The sequence below is a fragment of the Maribellus sp. YY47 genome (assembly GCF_023111095.1).
In the GTDB taxonomy this organism is placed as follows: domain Bacteria; phylum Bacteroidota; class Bacteroidia; order Bacteroidales; family Prolixibacteraceae; genus Draconibacterium.
This window is the reverse complement of record NZ_JALGYW010000012.1, coordinates 77,561-95,203: the sequence shown is the minus strand read 5'-3', so window position 1 is coordinate 95,203 and position 17,643 is coordinate 77,561. Positions and strand designations below refer to the sequence as shown.

General features: G+C 43.7%; 13 protein-coding genes. 12 read left to right on the top strand and 1 reads right to left on the bottom strand.

The features are described 5' to 3' along the window. The first annotated feature begins 103 nt into the window (after nt 1-103). The 11 genes from MR764_RS11505 to MR764_RS11455 all read left to right on the top strand — a co-directional run bounded on the left by MR764_RS11505 (nt 104) and on the right by MR764_RS11455 (nt 14,169). A complete protein-coding gene (locus tag MR764_RS11505) occupies nt 104-991 on the top strand; it encodes a glycerophosphodiester phosphodiesterase family protein (RefSeq protein ID WP_247979565.1) in 888 nt (295 codons plus the stop codon). Between the two features lie 422 nt (nt 992-1,413). Further along, nucleotides 1,414-2,979: a glycerol-3-phosphate dehydrogenase/oxidase gene (locus MR764_RS11500; RefSeq protein ID WP_247979564.1), complete on the top strand. Its 1,566-nt coding sequence runs from the start codon at nt 1,414-1,416 to the stop codon at nt 2,977-2,979. 21 nt (nt 2,980-3,000) lie between these two features. Next, a complete protein-coding gene (locus MR764_RS11495) occupies nt 3,001-4,236 on the top strand; it encodes an MFS transporter (RefSeq protein WP_247979563.1) in 1,236 nt (411 codons plus the stop codon). 97 nt (nt 4,237-4,333) lie between these two features. After that, a complete protein-coding gene (locus MR764_RS11490; RefSeq protein WP_247979562.1) occupies nt 4,334-5,650 on the top strand; it encodes a sn-glycerol-1-phosphate dehydrogenase in 1,317 nt (438 codons plus the stop codon). A 3-nt stretch (nt 5,651-5,653) separates the two neighbouring features. Then, the gene (locus tag MR764_RS11485; protein ID WP_247979561.1) at nt 5,654-6,526 is read left to right on the top strand and encodes an HAD-IIA family hydrolase; all 873 of its coding nucleotides are present in this window, start codon (nt 5,654-5,656) and stop codon (nt 6,524-6,526) included. Nucleotides 6,527-6,873: 347 nt separating this feature from the next. Continuing rightward, the gene (locus tag MR764_RS11480) at nt 6,874-9,186 is read left to right on the top strand and encodes a hypothetical protein (RefSeq protein ID WP_247979560.1); all 2,313 of its coding nucleotides are present in this window, start codon (nt 6,874-6,876) and stop codon (nt 9,184-9,186) included. A gap of 205 nt (nt 9,187-9,391) precedes the next feature. Next, nucleotides 9,392-9,577, top strand: a complete 186-nt coding sequence (locus tag MR764_RS11475) for a hypothetical protein (protein ID WP_247979559.1) — start codon at nt 9,392-9,394, stop codon at nt 9,575-9,577. 150 nt (nt 9,578-9,727) lie between these two features. Next, nucleotides 9,728-10,405, top strand: a complete 678-nt coding sequence (locus tag MR764_RS11470) for a GDSL-type esterase/lipase family protein (protein ID WP_247979558.1) — start codon at nt 9,728-9,730, stop codon at nt 10,403-10,405. Nucleotides 10,406-10,462: 57 nt separating this feature from the next. Further along, nucleotides 10,463-11,710: an MFS transporter gene (locus MR764_RS11465; RefSeq protein WP_247979557.1), complete on the top strand. Its 1,248-nt coding sequence runs from the start codon at nt 10,463-10,465 to the stop codon at nt 11,708-11,710. 19 nt (nt 11,711-11,729) lie between these two features. Continuing rightward, the gene (locus MR764_RS11460; RefSeq protein ID WP_247979556.1) at nt 11,730-12,686 is read left to right on the top strand and encodes a metallophosphoesterase; all 957 of its coding nucleotides are present in this window, start codon (nt 11,730-11,732) and stop codon (nt 12,684-12,686) included. Between the two features lie 115 nt (nt 12,687-12,801). Further along, nucleotides 12,802-14,169: an FAD-dependent oxidoreductase gene (locus MR764_RS11455; RefSeq protein WP_247979555.1), complete on the top strand. Its 1,368-nt coding sequence runs from the start codon at nt 12,802-12,804 to the stop codon at nt 14,167-14,169. A gap of 120 nt (nt 14,170-14,289) precedes the next feature. Here the strand turns inward: MR764_RS11455 and MR764_RS11450 are convergent, their stop codons facing one another. Further along, nucleotides 14,290-15,072 carry a DeoR/GlpR family DNA-binding transcription regulator gene (locus MR764_RS11450; protein ID WP_247979554.1) on the bottom strand — a complete coding sequence of 261 codons (783 nt, stop codon included), beginning with the start codon at nt 15,070-15,072 and terminating at the stop codon, nt 14,290-14,292. Between the two features lie 524 nt (nt 15,073-15,596). On the opposite strand from MR764_RS11450, the gene MR764_RS11445 reads away from it, so the two are divergent. Beyond that, on the top strand, nt 15,597-17,624 hold the full coding sequence (locus tag MR764_RS11445; RefSeq protein WP_247979553.1) for a right-handed parallel beta-helix repeat-containing protein: 2,028 nt from the start codon (nt 15,597-15,599) through the stop codon (nt 17,622-17,624). Nucleotides 17,625-17,643: the final 19 nt, after the last annotated feature.

Sequence of the window (17,643 nt, the reverse complement as noted above, 5' to 3'; positions counted from 1 at the left end):
GCACTGCTTTTTTATTTGTTTATTTTTGTTTTGTATTGAATCCGGATAATGGGTGAAGTATACAAATTAATAAATCAATAAAATGCAAGTGAAAAGTATTGTGATGAAAACGGCAATAGCCTTTGCTCTGGTTCAGTTGTTATTGGGGTGTCAGTTTTCAAATAAACCTACAAATGTTGCAGGAGAAACAAAAGCCAGTACTCCTGAATTGAGTGATTATTTCAGGTATAAGGAAGGCGGAGATATTATTGTGAGTGGTCACCGTGGAGGACGCTTGCCCGGTTTACCTGAGAATAGTCTGGAAATCTATCAATATGTAGCCGGGAATATGCCGGTCATCTTCGAAATCGATCCGCGATTGACAAAAGACAGTGTTATCGTTGTACATCACGATGCTACGCTCGATCGCACAACTACCGGTACGGGGAAGCTCAATGGCTATACCTGTCAGGAGCTTCTGGATAGCGTGAAACTAAAGGATCACGAAGGAAATTCTACTTCGTTTAATGTGCCAATGCTGAAAGACGTTATGGTATGGGCAAAAGGAAAAACAGTACTGAATTTGGATAAAAAAGATGTTCCGCCGGCTATGGTTGTTTCTTTGATCAAAGAAATGGGTGCCGAAGATTACATGATGGTTACGGTGCACAATGGTGAGCAGGCTAAGTATTATTACGAACAGCTTCCCGGTGTGATGCAATCGGTTTTTATTCGTAACAATGAAGAGTATGAGAGCTTTGTTGGTTCCGGAGTGCCCTGGCATAACATTATCGCCTATGTGGGAAAAACCATTGATGAAAATAATGCTGAGTTGGTGAAAAAACTGCACGAGCATGGAGTTCGTTGCATGGTTTCGTTTGCCCCAACGCACGATAAACTTCAGGATGAAGACGCCCGCAAGCAAGAGTATCAAAAAGAACTGTTGACAAATCCTGATATCATCGAGTCGGACCTGCCGCTGGAGGTGTGGGCTGTATTGCAATCAAAGTAGCATCTGATTGTGCTGATTGCCACGGAGGTGAAGTGGATTCCATGGTTTCAGGTTTTCGAGCAAGCTTTTGTTTTGCATGGGGTGGTAAATCCTGTCTCTTAGTTGAAGTGTTCATTTGTGGCTTTTGAGAGCGGAATAAGTTGGCAGTGATCCTGGTGGTATTTACCCGAGTCGATAATCGTTAATTATTTTTGTGTTTGACGGTGTTGTTCGACTTGGAATAGGCGGCTATGTGCTTTCTCTTTTTTTGTTTTCATAGAGCTTTTGATGGAAAAATATTAACAAATGCGAAATAAAAGAGTACTAAACGATAGTTTTATTGTTTCGATATTTATATTTGTTATGCAAAACGAAACATCTTTAACTATTTTTATAAGAAAAGGATGATGAGGAGTGGTATAACCGGAATAATGAATGCAAAAATGAAACGAAACAAATTATTGGAGGAACTGAGTAGTCAGAAAGATTATGATATTGTAATTATTGGTGGTGGTGCAACGGGATTAGGCGTCGCGGTGGATGCGGCTTCAAGAGGATATCGTACGATCTTGATTGAACAGCACGATTTTTCAAAAGGAACATCGAGTCGAAGTACAAAACTGGTTCACGGCGGAGTGCGCTATCTTGCACAGGGAGATGTCAGATTGGTTGTGGAGGCTTTGCGCGAAAGAGGAAGGATGCGCAGGAATGCACCGCATCTGGTAAAAGATATGAGATTTATTATCGGTAACTATAAGTGGTGGGAGCGTTCATTTTACACCATAGGTTTGACCTGTTATGATGTTTTGGCCGGAAAAATGGGGCTTGGCAGATCGCTTCCGATGACATCGAAAAGTGTGATCAAAGAAATACCCGGGTTAAAAAAGGAAAAGCTAAAAGGTGGAGTGGTTTATCACGACGGGCAATTTGATGATTCCCGACTGGCCATTTCTTTGGTTCAGACGGCGTTCGATAACGGAGGAACTTGTATTAACTACATGAAGGCAACTGGTCTGATCAAGAATGCAAAAGGTAAGGTTGCGGGAGTTGATGCAGTTGATGCATTAACCGGAACCGAATACCGTATTAATGCAAAGAGCGTGATTAATGCAACCGGTGTTTTTGTTGATGAACTAATGGGGCTTGACGCACCTGAAGGAGAAAAGAAAGTTCGGCCGAGTCAAGGGGTGCATTTGGTCGTTAATAAAGAGTTTTTGGGAGGAAAGTCTGCTATTATGATTCCTAAAACCGATGATGGAAGGGTGTTGTTCGGAGTGCCATGGCACGATAAAGTGGTGTTGGGAACAACCGATACTCCCTTGAATCACGCAGAACTGGAGCCACGTGCACTTGAAGAAGAAGTGGATTTTATTTTGGATCAGGCAGGTAAATATCTGGCAAAGCAACCAAAACGTTCCGATGTGCTGTCGGTTTTTGCAGGACTTCGTCCGCTGGCAGCTCCAACCAAAAACGACGGGCAGAAAACAAAGGAAATCTCGCGCAGTCACAAGCTGTACAAATCCAAGTCGGGATTGATTACCATAACCGGAGGTAAATGGACTACTTATCGCGAAATGGCAGAGGAAGTTGTAAATGAAGCGATTAAAACAAACGGACTTCCTGCTAAAGAATGTGTTACTGCTGATATGAGAATTCACGGATATGCGAAGGACGTGGATGAATCGAAATGGGATTACGTTTACGGTAGTGACATCGAAAAAATAAATAAGCTGATTAAAAAAGAAGGAAAATATGATGCATTGCTGCATCCTGATTATACCTTTAAGGAAGCACATGTAGTATGGGCCGTACGCGAAGAGATGGCGCAAACTGTTGAAGATGTGTTGGCGCGTCGTGTTCGGGCCTTGTTCATCGATGCTCGTGCAGCCATAGAAATGGCGCCGCGTGTGGCTGCTATTTTGGCTGAGGAATTAAATAAGACAGAAGAATGGAAAGAACAACAAATACAGGAATTCAATGAAATAGCAAAAGGATATTTTGTCTCGTAAATAAATCTAAACCAATAAAACATGAATCAAACCAAACCTGTTTTTTTTGAGAGAATTGGGCTTCCCAAGCATCTTTCGTGGGGCTATCTCGGCGTGTTAATTTTTATGATGGGCGATGGCATTGAGCAAGGCTGGCTTAGTCCTTACCTGGTTGGTCGCGGGTTAAGCCTCGAAGCTTCAGCTACATTGTTTACGGTTTACGGAATTACGATTGCGGTATCAGCGTGGTTTTCGGGGGTGTTTGCCGAAACTTTTGGACCTCGCAGAACAATGTTTTCAGGCCTGATTCTTTATTTAATGGGTACTGCAGGATTTGTTGGATTGGGTATTCCCAATATAAATTACCCGGTAATGTTGGGGATGTACGCTTTGAGGGGATTTGGATATCCGCTGTTTGCATACTCGTTCCTCGTATGGATTACCTACAGTACGCCTGCAAAACAACTGGGTAGAGCTGTTGGTTGGTTTTGGTTTGTTTTCACCGGAGGATTGAACGTTTTGGGTGCTTACTATTCAAGTTGGGCCATTATAAAGTTTGGTCACATTAATACGCTTTGGACCTCGGTGCTTTGGGCATTAATTGGCGCATTTTTGGCATTGTGGATCAATAAATTCTATAAAATCGAACGGAAGGGAGCTGAATCGAAGGTAAAAGACTTGCTAAAGGGAATCACAATTATGCGCGACGAACCCAAGGTTTTAATGGGGGGAATTGTTCGCGTGATTAACACCACAGCTCAGTTTGCTTTTCCTGTGTTTTTGCCGATGTACATGGCACAACATGGATTTGACACTCAGCAATGGCTTCAGATATGGGGAACTATTTTTACCGGAAACATCATCTTTAATCTCATTTTCGGTTTTGTAGGCGACCATATCGGATGGAGAAATACGGTAATGTGGTTTGGCGGCGTAGGTTGTGGGATCAGCACACTGCTATTCTTCTATTCTCCGGTGTTTGTAGGGGGGAATTTCTGGCTGGTACTTGTTGCCGGAACTTTGTGGGGAGCGCTGTTGGCCGGATATGTTCCATTGACAGCTCTTGTTCCTTCGCTGGTAAAAGAGGATAAGGGTGCAGCCATGTCTGTACTGAATCTTGGAGCAGGTTTACCCGTTTTTGTTGGGCCGCTTTTGGTGGCATTGTTCCACCGTTTTATCGGCGACGAAGGCGTAATCTGGCTATTGGCCGGACTGTATTTCCTAAGTGCTTTTCTGACTAAATTTATCACCTTACCCAACAATGCAAAAAAGGTTTAGGTACAGTTAAATACAAAACGGCGGAATGCAAATGCTGGCGAACAAAGCAAGTGGATTTCCGTCATAAATGATAGATAAGTAAAAACGAAAGACAAAAATGAAACCGAGTATAGAAAGAGCACTCGCTTCGGCAAGTGATACACGCGCACTCGAAATCGGACAAGATATACTGGATCGTGTGCCGCAGTTGTTTTCCTCTCAGTTTGAAGGGAAAAAAGCCGTTGTGGTATGTGATTTAACCACCTATGAAGTTGCGGGTAAAAAAGTTCAGGAATATCTTGAAAATGCAGGCCTGGCTTATGGTGAGCCGTTTGTATATAACGAAGCACGTCCATATGCCGAGTTTGGCAATGTTGAGCTTTTGGAAAACGCATTGAAAAAACACGATGCGATTCCTGTTGCCGTAGGTTCAGGAACGCTCAACGATATGACAAAGCTGGCTGCTTCAAGAACAAACCGGCAGTATATGTGTGTGGCTACCGCCGCATCGGTGGATGGTTATACAGCGTTTGGTGCATCCATTACATTCGAAGGCGCAAAACAAACGTTTTCTTGTCCGGCGCCACAGGTAGTATTGGCAGATATCGAAGTGATTCGAAAAGCGCCTGCAGAGATGACTGCAGCCGGTTATGCCGATCTTTTTGCAAAAGTTACCGCTGGTGCCGATTGGATTATTTCCGATGCATTGGGAGTGGAAGCCATCGATCCCACTGCCTGGTCAATTGTTCAGGATGAACTAAAAGAAGCATTATCAGATCCCAAAGGAGCGCGTGAGGGAAATGTAGAGGCGATTACTCGTTTGACAGAAGGTCTTATGTTGTGCGGATTTGCCATGCAATGGTCGAAAACAAGCCGGCCAGCCTCAGGTGCAGAACATCAGTTTAGCCATCTTTGGAATATGGAACACCACGTTCACAATGGAGAAACGCCGAGTCATGGATTTCAGGTAGGGATTGCAACTTTGGCAGTAACCCGGCTTTACGAGTATCTGTTAGAGTTTCCAGTTGACCAAATTGACGTAACTGCATGTGTAAATGACTGGCCCGAATGGCCCGAGATGCAGAAACGTGCCGAAGAAAAGTTTAGTGGTACTGATTATTTGGATACGGCTGTAAATCAAACAAAGGCCAAGCATCTTTCAAAAGAAGAGATGAAAGCTCATATTGAGAAACTAAAGGCAGTTTGGCCAAAATTAAAACAAGACCTGCAAAAGCAACTGATTTCATCCAAAGAACTGGAACAGTGTTTAATTGCAGTTGGGGCCCCGGTTGATTCCATGCAAATTGGTATCACTCCGGAGCATTTGAGGGAATCGTATGTGCGTGCACAATTTCTCCGTTCGAGGTTTACTGCGCTGGATTTAGCCTTGCGCATCGGACAACTTTCTCCATTTTTAAATAAAATGTTCAGCTAAATAATGACTACAGAAAAAATACATCTTTCTACGTTCGATACAAAACAGGCGGTATTGGAACGCCTCGGAAAAATAAAGCATGTTGCCCTCGATATGGATGGAACGATCTACAAGGGCAGTACTCTTTTTCCCTTTACTTCAAACTTCCTGAAAAAACTGAAGAACATGGGGATTGGCTACTCCTTTTTAACCAATAATCCATCGAAATGCACAGAAGATTACCTGAAGCATCTCCGCAACATGGGAATTGAAGCCACCCGGGAAGAGTTATATACTACCGCACAGGCTACCATTTCTTACCTGAAATCAAATCACCCCGATAAAAAGCGTCTGTTTATTCTCGGGACAAAAAGCATGATCACCGAATTTGAACGGGCGGGCTTTGAATCCCTTCCCGACGATCCTGCTATTGAACCCGATGCTGTGGTGGTGGCTTTCGACTTGTCGCTTACTTATGCACGTTTGGCAAGGGCTGCGTGGTGGATCAACCAGGGGAAAACCTATGTTGCTACTAATCCCGACTATGTTTGCCCTACCGATGAGCCCATTACGCTGGTAGATTGTGGTTCCATTTGTGCGGCATTGGAAAAAGCAACAGGAAGAACGCCGGTAGTATTGGGAAAACCGCAGCCTGAGATGCTTGACGGGATTCTGACCGCGCACCAACTTGAAGCTTCTGAAGTCGCGATGGTGGGTGACCGGATCTATACCGATATTTTAATGGCACACAATGCAAATGCTTTAGGGGTGCTGGTACTCTCAGGTGAGGCCACCCTTGATGATGCTCGAAATGCAGATCCTCGACCTCATTTAGTAGTGGATAATATTGCTGTATTGGGCGAATTGCTGCAAGAGGCTTTCTCCTGCGCGGAATAACATGGAGAGTAACCGGTTTGCCGGTTCGCATTGCAGCAAAGGCATAGGTTGTAGCTATTGGTTCTGCAATGTTTGTTACTATTGAGCCAAGAGTTTATGCTTGGCTGCAGAAAGCCCGGAATGCAATGGGGCAGGGGCATTTGAGGGGTTATTATCCCAACCAGGAAGTTCGTCTGCGTTATTAGAAGCAATACGAGGCTTGCCTGAAATTAGGGAGTTATGAGAAAGAAGAGGGATTTTTTAGGATGGATAAAAATTTAAGCAATTGCATGACAAGATGTAAGACAAAAGAATATTTTAACGGTACTTGATAGAGAATTGAATACTAAACCGAAAAAACTAAATCTATGACGAAAACGAAACAAAACTATCTGCTAATAATCAGCAGCCTGATACTGGCTGTTGGTAATTTCAGTTGTGTTCAGAAAGAAAAATCAGAGGATCTGCAATCCTTTTTTCAAAAAGCAGAACCGGTTTGGGTCGATAGCCGAAATGTGAAAAATGAAGAAGGAGAGTTCGTGCTGACCGATACAGAAGTAAAGGAATCGAAGCAGAGCGAAGAGAACCTGACCGTAAGTTTCAGAGCAAATTTCAAGCTTAAAAATACGGAAGATGTGGTTTTGAAACTTGCTGCTTCATCACGTTACAGGGTGTTTGTAAACGGCGAATTTCTGGGGCACGGCCCTTGTGTGGCGGGTCACGGTTCTTATCGCGTCGATGAATACAAGCTGGATGACAAGCTCGTTAAAGGAGATAATCTGGTAGCCATCGAGGTCGCGGGCTACAATGTTTACTCTTACTATCAGATTAATCAACCGGCCTTTTTGCAGGCTGAAATTACCCGGGATAACAAGGTGGTCGCCTGCACCGAAATCGGAGACGAAATTGGAGGATTTGAGGGAACTATTTTGGAACAACGCAGGCAGGATATGCCAAAATATAGTTTTCAGCGTGCCAATGCCGAAGCGTACCAATTATCGCCAGACTATCACCAATGGACAAGCGATGCAACGGTTGGTTATTTTAAACCACTGGCATTGGAAAAAACGGAGGATAAAAAATTAATCCGGCGGCGTGTAAAATACCCCGACTATACCATTAGAAAATATCAGGAACAGGTAAACGACAGCATTTACAAATTTCAGTGTAATTCAACCGGTTTTATCGGGGCGCATGTAGTGGTTGAAACACCCGCGAAATTGGTTTTTTATTGGGATGAAATTTTAAACGACACAGGGGAACTTAACCCTTACCGCATGGGCTGTAAAAATGAAATTACCTATGAACTGGAGCCGGGGAGTTACGATTTGGAGTCGTTCGAGCCTTATACTTTGCAGTTCCTTAAAGTACGGATTGAAGCGGGCGATGCAGTAGTAAGCCAACCCTATATTCGTCAGTATGTTAACGGAGACGTGGCCGAAGCAAGTTTTGCCTGCAGTAACGAAGCCATGAATCGCATTTATGCCGCAGCAGTAGAAACGTTTAAGCAGAATGCCGTCGATATTTTTATGGATTGCCCGCACCGCGAACGTGCCGGTTGGTTGTGCGACAGTTATTTCACCTCACGTGTGGCGCATAATCTTTCGGGAAATACCTTGATTGAAACCAACTTCCTGGAAAATTTTCTGCTGCCCGATACCTTTGCCTTTTTGCCCAACGGTATGTTGCCGATGTGTTACCCGGCCGATCATGCCAATGGTAACTACATTCCCAATTGGGCGATGTGGTATGTGCTCGAACTCGAAGAATATGCAAAACGAAGTGGTAACAACGAGTTGGTGACTGCTTCGAAGCAACGGGTTGCCGATTTGCTGGAGTTTTTTAAAGCTTACGAAAACGAAGATGGCCTTCTGGAAAAGCTGGATAAGTGGGTATTTGTGGAGTGGTCGAAGGCGAATCAGTTTGTTCAGGATGTCAACTATCCAACCAATATGTTGTATGCTTCAATGTTGGAATCGGCAGCGCATTTGTATGAATGGCCGGAACTGCTGGAAAAGGCAGAAAGCATTCGGAAGGTAATTCGCGGGCAAGCGTACGACGGTCAGTTTTTTATCGATAATGCAGTTCGCGAAAACGGCAAACTGGTTCTTCAGAAAAATAACCGGACGGAAACCTGTCAGTATTATGCTTTTTTCATGAACGTGGCAACGCCTGAAACCTATCCTGAATTGTGGCAGATTCTGGTTGATGATTTTGGCCCCGAGCGGACAGCGAAGAAACTGTTTGAAGGAATCTACCCGGCCAATGCTTTTATTGGGAATTACCTGCGTTTGGAATTACTTTCCCGTCACGGAGAGATTGCGCAAATGGTGGAAGAAACCGTGAAATATTTTGAGCCAATGGTAGCGCGTACCGGAACCTTATGGGAAAATATACATACACGTGCGAGCCTCAATCATGGTTTTGCATCGCATGTGGCGCATGCCTATTACCGTGATGTATTGGGCGCAAAAGAGATTGATTTGGTGGATAAGAAGATTAACATTGAGTTCAACGAAAATGATCTCGACTGGTGCCAAGGTACCATGCCGCTGGGCGATGGTTTGCTTAAAATGAGCTGGGAAAAGAAAGGAGACAAGCTGATTTACAATTACGATGCACCCGTTCACTACAAGGTTTTTGTGAAGAACAATACCGGTTTGAAATTGGAAGAATCATAATAGAAGAAGCTGTTGCGTAGGATTAGTACCCTGATCGGCTTGTTAAAAGGTTGGTGTTGGTTAAGTTGTGCTGCAGAGTTTGAGATGTTTTAGTTTAAATTGAACACAATAAAAAGGCTAGTCTAAATGAAAACGTTATTCAGGTTTTTACGATTTTCCATCGGGCGGCGGACAACAAGCTATTCGTTGGGGAGATTGGAAAGCAATGCGGAAAAATATTTTCAAAGGAAAGCTTGATGTGTATCTTTTTAATTTGAAGGAAGATATTCAGGAGACAACAGATATCGCATCGGAGCAACCCGAACTGGTAAAAAAGATGGAATCCATTTTTGAGCAGGAACATCGGGTTTCCGAAAACAACCGCTTTAAAATGGAGGCTTTTGGCGATTAAAAGGTCATATCAGAAAACTGAAAGGGCAGAGGTATTTTGTGTTTATGTAAATCCAATTTTTTGGAGTATGTGTTTCTTCATTTTGGTTGAAGGAAAATTTGTTTTTTGAAAATTAAGGAACCAAATAAAACTGTAATCAATATTTCAATCATGAACAAAACTTATTTTTTACGTCTGTTTGTCGTTATTTTTCTGCTGTCTCTTGGAGGACAGAGCTTTTCTCAAGACAACAAATATTCTGTGTATTATTACCGAAGAGCCAGCCTTTTTGAAAAACTGAGAGTGAACAGCAACGACATCGTTTTTCTCGGAAACAGTATCACGGATGGCGCCGAGTGGAACGAACTTTTTGATCATCCGAATATCAAAAACCGCGGGATCAGTGGCGATATCACACAAGGCATATTGGATCGGCTCAATCCGATTGTAAGTGGAAAACCGGCCAAACTTTTCCTGATGATCGGAATAAACGATATGTCGCGGAGCATCGGTCAGGATACGATTGTAGATAATATTGCAAAAATTATTGACGAGTTTCAGACTAAAAGTCCGGATACAAAGATTTACCTGCAAAGTATTCTGCCGGTGAACGATAATTTCACCAATTATAAGAAACACGCTGCCTGCCAGAAGCAGGTTCCCGAAATAAATAAGGAACTGAAAAAGTTAGCGGCTAAAAGAAAAATTACCTACATCGATTTGTTCCCGCATTTTACCAACGAAACGGGTATTCAACTGAATGAGAAGTATACCAACGATGGTTTGCACTTAATGGGTGACGGTTACCTGGTGTGGGTGGATTTGATAAAGGATTACGTGAATGAATAACAGCAACAGGGAATTTTCGCTGTAAGAAAGACCGGCGAATAAAAACATTACGAATTTATGTCATCATTTTTAGTGCCCGATCGAAGGCGTTGGTTTATCGTCGCCATTATTTTTATCATCACGGTTTTTAGTTATGTCGACCGGCAGGTGGTTTCCATATTGAAACCCATTCTGAAAGATGAGTTTTCTCTTGATGATAATGGTTATGCATTAATTATCAATGTTTTTACCGTTTGTTATGCATTGATGTATCCGGTTTCAGGGTGGTTGGTCGATAAATTTGGCGCGCGAAAAATTATGTTCTGGGGGGTGGTAACCTGGTCGTTTAGCTCCATTGGCAGTGGATTGGCCAGAAGTTTGTTTCCTTTCGCTTTTTTCAGAAGTGTTTTAGGATTGGCCGAGCCGACGACTTATCCGGCGCAAATAAAAGTCGTTACGAAATGGTTTTCGGGAAAGTTGCGCGCAACTGCCAACAGTATTTCGGTTGCCGGAGGAACGGTGGGATCGGTTATTGCACCTCCGCTGATTGCCTCAATTGTGCTTGCTTTTTCGTGGCATGCAGCCTTTATTATTCCAGGTGTAGTTGGTATTGTTGTGGCCGTGGTATGGTTGTTACTTTACCGTGAGCCTCCCAAAGGGTATGTAACCGATACGGTGGCATCTGACACGGATACTGAGGCCGGCCCTTCTTTTTCATGGGGACAACTATGGGGAAGAAAAAGTTTGTGGGGAATTGTGCTGATTCGTTTTATTACCGATCCGGTATGGTACTTTATCCTGTTCTGGCTTCCCGGCTTTTTAATGGAGGAATCGGGCTTGTCGCTTTCACAATTGGGCATGGTGGGCTGGATTCCGTTTTTAGTGGCCAGTCTGGGCGCGATAGCTTCTTCGGCCTGGTCCGATTGGATGGTAAGAAAAGGAAAGCCGGCTCTACAGTCACGCAAACTCATGCTGAGTTATATTGCCTTTATGGCTCCTGTAATTCTTATTCCCGATAGTCTGGGAGTGGCGGTCACCATTATCAAATTTAGTGTATTGGCAGCGGTTGCTTTAAGTTGGATCTTTACGGAAAGTGTATTGATTGCCGAAACGTTTCCGCTAAATAATGTCGCCAGTGTACTGGGCATTGCCGGTGGTTTTGGTGCGGCCGGAGCCGTAATCTTTAATTATCTGATTGGTCAGTTTATGGAAAGTGTCGGAACCGGGTGGATTTTTATGGTCATGGCAATACTCCATCCGCTCACCGTTTTGCTCCTTTGGAAATTGATTCGTCCTGAAATACCGGGAAAAGAGATAATAAATTAATCGTATAAAACGTGAAAAAATGAGAAAACTAAGAACGAAGCTTAAAATAGTGACACTATTGCTCGGACTGTTATGGAACGTAAATGTTTTCGGGCAGGCCGATACGCTGTCGGTGTTGCACATTACAGATTTGCATCTGCTTTTAAAAGATAACGAATACATGCCTGAAATTAAGCAGAATCGCGAGAATAAAGGCTACCTAAAAGCGGTGGGGAATTTAAATGAATTTTTGAAAACAGTTCCGAAACAAACTGAGAGCGATTTAGTGGTAGCCACAGGCGATCTGATTGATTTTTATAATGCTGAAGGGACCGATGGTAACATGCAGCCCGATCATGTTAAATTGTTTTCCCGTTTCATAAAAAGCTATAAAAAACCTTTGTTGCTGACCTTGGGAAATCATGATATGTTTTCTTACCGATGGCAAAACGATAAGATGAAGGTAGATCAGTTGGATGCCGGAGAAGCCCGTGCAGCATGGATAAAGGATACACCTTGTTTCAAAGACGGAACCTATTATAGTAAAATTTACGAAGTGGATGGTACGAGCTATCGCTTCATTTTTCTGGATAATTCGTTTTACTGGTATGAGCCTAAACCTAAAAACGAAATCCCCTATATGAGCAAAGCTCAGCTGTATTGGCTGAAAAATGAGTTGGAAGAATCGGACGATGACGTGGAAATTGTTTTTATGCACATTCCACTTACTGAAGAAGCTGCAGAAGAGGGAGCCGAAAACGGTATTTATGAAGTCTTAGCCCGGCACCCTTCATGCAAGCTGATCCTTTCCGGGCACAAGCATCAAAATACTTATCGCGAATATCCCGCAGCAGGCGATAATAAGCTTATTCAGGTGGAGACAGGTGCGCTGGTGCGAAACGTGGAAAACTGGCGGCTTATCCGTTTTACGAAGGACAATATTCTTGTTTCATCTCCAGGAGTGACCAGAACCGAATTGGTGGTGCCTTTAAAGTAAACATGAGTCCATAAGAAACTTTGTATATGATTCTAAAAATAAAAGAATTTCACGGAATTTCAGCTAGACTGTTGAGAAAATTGAATAGAAATAATATCTCAAAAAAGTAAATAAAATGCAGGAAATAGTGGAACAGGGAAGATCACTCCCTGTACGATCTGAAGTTGATGTGCTGGTCGTCGGAGGAGGACCTTCCGGTATTATCGCAGCGCTGGCGGCTGCAGAAGATGGTTTACGGGTAACGCTGATTGAAAGCCGGAGTTTCTTGGGGGGAAATATGACGATCGGGTTACCGATTCTTGGTTTTCTGGGGCAAAAAGGAAATCAAATCATAGAAGGTCTTCCGCAAAAGTTTATTGACAGGTTGAAAGAACTAAACGCTGCAAGCGAGCATCGGCCTTGTCCGTTGCACATGGGTATCACGTTGGTTGAACCCGAGGCAGTGAAGGCGGTGGCGTTTGAAATGCTTGCAGAAAGTGGAGTGGATGTGATGCTTTACACCAGCTTTGCAGACGTGGTTATGGCGGCGAACAAGATACAGGGAGTCATCATCGAAAGCAAAAAGGGAAGAGAAGCCATTTTGGCAAAAGTGGTGATCGATTGTTCGGGCGATGCCGATGTGGCTTATCGGGCAGGCGTTCCCTGTGAAAAAGGGAACGAGCAGGGTGGCATGCAACCGCCAACGCTGATGTTTAGCCTGGGAAATGTGGATACCGATAAACTGCGTTTTTGTATTGCAGAAGAGCCACGGACCTATTTAACCGATTTTATTCCAAACGAATATTTTGGTCAAAACCACCAGTACATTGTTGTAGGATTGCGCAGCTTGGTGCAGAAAGCAAAAGCCGATGGACTCAATCTTCCCACCGACCGGACAATTGTAATTACCGGTTTGGAAAAGGGAGAAGTCTGGATTAATATGACGCGTGTTAACGGAGTGGATGGAACCGATCCCGTTAGTCTGACGAAAGGTGAGTTGGAAGCAAGGCGGCAGATCAGGGATATTTTCAAATATCTGAAAGGTTATGTCCCCGGTTTTGAAAATGCATTCTTGTCAAGAACTGCTCCTTTTCTTGGTATACGTGAGACACGACGTATCATTGGAAAATACATCATGAATCGCGAGGATATTTTAAGTTGTGCCCGATTTGAGGATGCCGTGGCGGTGGCCAGTTATCCACTGGATATTCATCATCCGGTGGGGGGTGATTGTACCCTCGAGTGGAGTGGCGATTGTTACGATATTCCTTATCGTTCGCTGGTGCCTGAAAAGGTGGAAAATCTGCTGGTAGCCGGACGAACCATTTCAACAACACACGAAGCTATGTCGGCTATACGTGTAATGGCGCCATGTATGGCTATGGGTGAAGCTGCCGGTCGTGCGGCAAAAATGGCCGTTCGTAACGGAATGGCACCTTCAGCAATTGATGTACAAGAACTACGAAAAGAGCTTGTTGAGAAAGGAGCGTATTTGAGGCCCTGAATGAAATAAACAACAATGAATAATTAAGACCAAGATCATTGAACAGATAGTCCGTTGCATCGGCAAATGAGCTGTTTCGTTGGCCTAGCAGATTTTTCAATCGAAACGGTAGCCCGGTTATTAACGGCTGCCGTTTTCTCCTACAATGATCAACTCAATTCCCATCTCTTCAATCGTATCTGCCATATGTTTCGGAATGCCCGAATCGGTAATGATCATATCAATCTGATCAAGGTTACAGATTTTTCCAAAGCCTCTTCTTCCAAATTTCGAAGAGTCGGATAAAATAATGGTTCTCAGGGCGGCTTTCATCATGCGTTTATTTAGAACCGACTCCTCAATATTGGAATTGGTAATTCCGTTTTCGATGTCAATACCGTCAACGCCTAAAAACAGTTTCGAACAAGTTAAATCCTCAAAAAGCCTTGAAGCGAAATCGCCGACTACAGAGAACGAATTTTTGCGAACAATTCCCCCCAATTGTATTAGTTCGATATTCGGATTGTTGTTCAGAAGCATCGAGGTTTTTAAAGAGGCACTTACCACCGTCAGGCTGTCTTGTGGGTTAAGTTCCTGGGCGAAAGTGTGTGCCGTAGAACCGGACGCAATAATGATGGAATCGTTGGGTTCGATAAGACTGCAAGCTGCTTTTGCGATAAGCTTTTTCTCCGAAATCGACATTTTCTCCTTCTCCTGTAAATCAATGTCAGCGGTGTGTGGATTTACCGGACTGGCACTGCCGTGGGTGCGGTACAGAAGCTTTTTTTCTTCCAGCGATTTCAGGTCTTTTCTGACGGTAACGGGTGTTACATCCAGTTCGTGGGCAATATCCGATACTTTGATAAAACCATTTTTGTGTAGCTTATCCAAAATGTACTTGTGTCTTTCAGCAATACTCAACATAATTAGTGCGGTTTTGATGTACAAATATAATCTTTTTATTGGCATTCTCACAGTTAGTAAGGCCTCAGAGCCTTTCTTTTAGTAAGTTATTTTGCCCTGATTCTGCTTTTTATGCTAAATAAGGAAAGGAAAAAGATAGTGGAGATTTCATATCGGAAAATAAGCAGAATCACCTGCTAAATCCGGTTTCGTTTATTGTCTTTTCTGTGAGGCTTCCTGTCATACCATGTTCCCGGTAAACGGGCTATCGATAGTAGCCCAATAACGCACTGCTTATTGATGTTTGGCGGGGTGAAATATTCAGTTGTTTAAATCTCGGAATTGATTGAACTGAAAATATCAAACAGAAGCTGTTATCACTAACATAAAAGCAGAATAATGCAGAAACTTACCTGTCTTTTATAAAAATCATTTTACATAAAATTTTTAAACCATAAAAGTAAGCCTTAATTTTAGATCAAAATGTATTTCAACGCATTTGAATTCAATCCAAAAGGTTCATGCCTAAAAACTTAAAGGATGCCATGAATAGAAAAAGTATAATTTATGCCGGTGTTTGTCTCTTGCTTTTGACAATTTCATTTTCGTTTACTCTTCAGAGAACCGTGAAATTTTTTGTTTCACCAGACGGAGACGATGCAAACCCGGGGACCGAAGCCGCGCCTTTTCAAAGTCTCGAAAAAGCTAAGGACTCAATTCGCTTGTTGTTGACAAAAACACCAGGGAGAGCTGTTGTGGTCAATATAAAAGGAGGAATGTATCATCTCGAAGAACCGATCGTGTTTACTTCCGAAGATTCCGGATATGAAGATGCTCCCGTGGTATATAAAGCTGCGGACGGGGAAGTTCCTGTTTTTACGGGAAGCCGTGAAGTAAAGGAGTGGCAGTTGCTGGAGGATGAGGAAAAACTAAAATCGCTGCCGGCTGAAGCGCACGGCAAAATCTATGTTGCCGATTTGCGGGCCGCGGGAATTGGCGATTTTGGTGATCCTACCGATACCGGAAAACGACCCGAGCTTTTCTGTAACGGACAGATGCAAACCCTGGCGCGATGGCCGAACAGCGGTTTTGTTTATGCCGGGCTCGCAAAAGGGAAGACGGACCTGCCACCCACCTACATCGGGAAACACGGAACGGTAGAAGGTGTTTTTGAATACCTCGGTAACCGGCAGGATCGTTGGGCTTCAGAAAAAGACATCCGGCTTGGTGGTTACTGGTATTGGGACTGGAGCGACGAGTTTCAGAAAGTGGAAACGATGGATACGCGTTCCAAAACATTTAAGCTCAGAGAACCTTATCACCACTACGGTTACCGGGACAGTCTCCGCTACTTTGGACTGAACCTGTTTTGTGAAATCGATCAGCCCGGCGAATGGTACCTCGACCGCACTGACGCGTTGTTGTACTGGTTTCCTTCCGAAGGGGCAGATCCCAATCTGGCGAGCGTTACTCTTTCTGTTTTTTCAGCGCCGTTTATGGTCGAAATGAAAAACTGCTCGAATGTAAGGTTCGAAGGACTGACTTTTCAGGAAGGGCGGGGCAGTGCAATTTATATCGGCGAAGGGAAAAACTGCCTGCTGTCGGATTGCCGGATTGAACGTTTCGGGAAAGACGGCATCCACATTGATGGGGGTGAAGCTCATGGTATTTCAGGCTGTATGTTGCAAAATTTCGGATGCCGCGGTATCGATATCAAAGGCGGCGACCGCAAAACCTTGGCTCCGGCCAGGCATTTTGTGGAACATACGGTGGTGGAACATTTCTCGTTGTATAAAAGAACCTACGAACCGGCAGTACACCTCGAAGGCTGCGGAATGAGAATTAATAACAATAGGTTCGCTTATTCCTCTTCCTCTGCCATGCGATTGGAGGGGAACGATTTTGTGATTGAGTATAACGAAATCAGCCATGTGGTAAATGAGTCGGACGACCAGGGCGGAATTGATATGTTTTACAATCCGTCGTACCGCGGAGTGGTGATTCGTTACAACCGCTGGTCGGATATAAAAGGTGGAACGCGCCATGGGGCAGCCGGTGTGCGCCTCGACGATATGATTTCAGGGGTTACGATTACGGGGAATATTTTTGAACGTTGCGGCGCCCTTCATTTTGGCGGTGTGCAAATTCACGGAGGGAAAGACAACCTCGTTGAAAACAACCTGTTTTACAATTGTGATGCAGCAGTCAGTTTTACAAAATGGAGTGAGGAACGTTGGTTGCAGGAACTGGAAAAACCGGCTATGAAAAAGAAACTTTACGAAGATGTGAACATCAATTCTGCCTTGTATCAGATCAGGTATCCTGAACTAAAGAACATGCGCACGGGCATCAATGTAAACACCGTAAAAAATAACCTGTTGGTTGACGGCAATACGTTTTTTATTCGAGGGGAAGAAAACCAGGTAAGGGAAAACAGCAGAATGGTCAGCTCAAACGGGAAAGCGGTTGAAGAATTTTGTTCCGCAGAAATCATGAAAGAATTCGGAATGCAGCCCATTCCTGTTCGCGAAATTGGGCCGAAAAACAATAAATGGATAAAGGAATCCAGGTAAATCAGGAGTACAAATTGAA